Annotated in this window: 3 protein-coding genes and 2 pseudogenes; all 5 read left to right on the forward strand. The window is 54.4% G+C overall.

From position 1 onward, the window contains the following. Positions 1–579: 1-(5-phosphoribosyl)-5-[(5-phosphoribosylamino)methylideneamino] imidazole-4-carboxamide isomerase (locus tag B3V69_RS16625; RefSeq protein WP_296448119.1), on the forward strand; the 579-nt coding region annotated here is incomplete at its 5' end. A gap of 6 nt (positions 580–585) precedes the next feature. After that, on the forward strand, positions 586–1,020 hold the full coding sequence (locus B3V69_RS16630) for a nucleotidyltransferase substrate binding protein (protein WP_296448120.1): 435 nt from the start codon (positions 586–588) through the stop codon (positions 1,018–1,020). Then, positions 1,007–1,375, forward strand: a complete 369-nt coding sequence (locus B3V69_RS16635; protein ID WP_296448121.1) for a nucleotidyltransferase domain-containing protein — start codon at positions 1,007–1,009, stop codon at positions 1,373–1,375. The genes B3V69_RS16630 and B3V69_RS16635 overlap by 14 nt, the downstream gene beginning before the upstream one ends. A 551-nt stretch (positions 1,376–1,926) precedes the next feature. Then, positions 1,927–2,259: pseudogene (locus B3V69_RS16640) on the forward strand (restriction endonuclease); the annotation flags it as partial. 192 nt (positions 2,260–2,451) lie between these two features. After that, positions 2,452–2,703, forward strand: a pseudogene (locus B3V69_RS16645) (DNA translocase FtsK); the annotation flags it as partial. Between the last annotated feature and the right edge of the window lie 78 nt (positions 2,704–2,781).

The raw sequence follows: 2,781 nt of genomic DNA on the forward strand, positions 1-2,781 counted from the left end.
GCGTTTGCCGGGCACCCGAAAAACGAGATGGCCATTCGCAAGATTCTCAAGGAAGTGGGCAACGAGGTGGATGTGCAGCTGGGTGGCGGCATCCGCGACCTAGACACCATCGAGCGCTACCTCGATGCCGGCCTGCGCTACGTCATCATCGGCACGGCAGCGGTCAAGAACCCCGGTTTTCTGCAAGACGCCTGCACCGCGTTTGGCGGCCACATCATTGTTGGACTGGACGCCCGGGACGGCAAAGTGGCGACCGACGGCTGGAGCAAACTGACCCGCCATGACGTGGTGGACCTGGGCAAGAAATTTGAAGACTACGGCGTGGAATCCATCATCTACACCGACATCGGCCGCGACGGCATGCTCAGCGGCATCAACGTCGAGTCCACCGTCAAGCTGGCGCAGGCCCTGAGCATCCCGGTCATCGCCTCGGGCGGCCTGAGCACCATGGCCGATATCGAATCCCTGTGCGCGGTGGAAGACGAAGGTGTCGAAGGCGTCATTTGCGGCCGCGCCATTTACAGCGGCGACCTGGACTTTGAAGCAGCGCAAGCGCGCGCTGATGAATTAAATGGTTAATGGGCCATGACGGAATTTTCTACTGACGATGTCCGGTGGAAGCAACGATTGCAGAGCTTCGGTGCCGCCTTGCGCCAACTATCCAAGGCGGTAGCACTGCGACACACCCGTTCTTTGAGTGAATTGGAACAGCAAGGCTTGATCCAGGCGTTTGAGTTCACCCACGAAATGGCCTGGAAAGTCATGAAAGATTACCTGCGCAGCCTGGGGAACACCCAAATTCTTGCCTCCCGGGATTCGACCCGCGCCGCCTTTGCTGCCGAGTTGATTATGGACGGCGAGGGTTGGATGGCCATGATCGAAGGGCGCAACCTGTCAGTGCATACCTACAACCTGGATGTTGCCAACACGCTGACGCAGGCCGTAGCAGAACGTTACGCCCCGCTGTTCTCGCAGTTTGAGGCAAAAATGCTGGAGATCGCCGGGCGTGCAGACGCTTGATACGCCTGGTCCAGCCAAGGCTGGGTCCGACGCCCCAGATTTCCCCGAGTTTGGCTTGTCGCCACGCGCCATAGGTCTGTTGAGGGGATTGTTTGCAGCCTACCCAGAAGTACGCAGGGCCACTGTGTACGGCTCACGCGCCATGGGAAATTACCGCAATGGCTCCGACATCGACATCACCCTGGACGCGCCCGGTATGGAGAGCGCGCGCTTTCTGCACTTGTGTACTGCCGCAGACGATTTGATGTTGCCCTGGACGATGGATTTGTCCTTGCTATCCCACATTGACAATGCGGCCCTGCTGTCGCACATCCACCGCGTGGGCAAGCCTCTGTGGGTGCGCGACGGCGCTTAGATCTTTTTAAGTCACAGGCAAACCCAGCTCCGCTGCTGGGCAACTGGATCGGGTTGCTGACATTGGGGTGCTGCGATTCGGTAGCCTTGGTTGCGACGGGGGTTATGTCAAGTGGCAAGGAAACTATCCTTTGTTGATCCAGTGATGCCAAAATAGTGATAATTTAGTCGTCCCGCTTGGGGAAATTTGAATCCATCTGAGCACTTACACAGGGGAACGCTGAAGTGACAACTGAACTTGCGCTGCAGACCAACGATGATCGATTGGCTGAAGAGAAGAAACAATTGACGGTTGAGTTGACTAACGCACTAAGTGAAATAGTTCGTATACACGGGAAGACGCTCGCAACCAAGATGCAGCAGACCATCTATAAAGACGCGTATGGGACTGAGATTTACGACAAGTTTTTTATTGAGCGAGACTATTTCATCAACACAGTAATGCTCAAGGGCGTGTCTTCTGATATTTGGTCATTCTTCTTCAGCGGCCAAAGTCCCCAAAATGTCTATCAAGAGGCTTTTGGTTCTTACCTACGTGGCACCAACTTCGAGATGGGCGATGGGCTTGATGTTACGGTTAGCACGACTCCTCTGGAGTATGAGACAGCCTGTGCTGCCCAGCTAAGCCGGGCAGGTTGGTCTACTCGCGTAACCAAAGCAAGTGGTGACCAGGGTATCGACGTAGTGGCCGAGCATGAGGGCCAGAAATTGGTGCTCCAATGCAAGCTGTACTCGAAGCCAGTAGGCAATGCAGCGGTTCAGGAAATTATTGCTGGTCGTCAATTTGAACGCGCGCAATTTGCCGCTGTTGTGTCAAATGCTAGTTTCACTGTGTCTGCACGTCAATTGGCAAGCGCTTCGGATGTGCATCTCTTACACCAGAGTGAATTGACGAACTTTCATGAGCGACTCGGTATCACCACCCTTATTGCAAGTCAGGCAGTTAGCGTGCAACCTGAGTCGACGGGTAGCCAAGCCACGCACCTAATTGAACAATCCAATCAGCGCCCTCTAAACGAAATCATTCAGCAAGCTGAGATGCTAATGGCTGAGACGAAGGACTTAGGGGAGTTTTATGGAGAAATGGATCCCTTGTACGAAAGCGCGGTCGATGTGGTTATACAAAACCGTAAGGCCAGCATTTCGTTAGTACAGCGGCACCTCAAGATTGGCTACAACCGTGCCGCCCGACTCGTGGAGGAAATGGAGCGTAAAGGCCTCGTATCAAGCATGTCGGCAACGGGGCAGCGTGAGATTTTGTCTCATTCAACAGCCGAAAAAAAAGATGGTACTGTCTGGGAAGTAGTACGTTCTCTTGTTCGCTGGTAACGGGAACGCACGAGGGTGGCCCGGATTGTTCCGCATGTTTTTCGGTTTAAATTCGTGGAGCTTCGTTGAATCCACTGT

This window comes from Rhodoferax sp. UBA5149 (assembly GCF_002413825.1).
Classification (GTDB): Bacteria; Pseudomonadota; Gammaproteobacteria; order Burkholderiales; family Burkholderiaceae_C; genus Rhodoferax.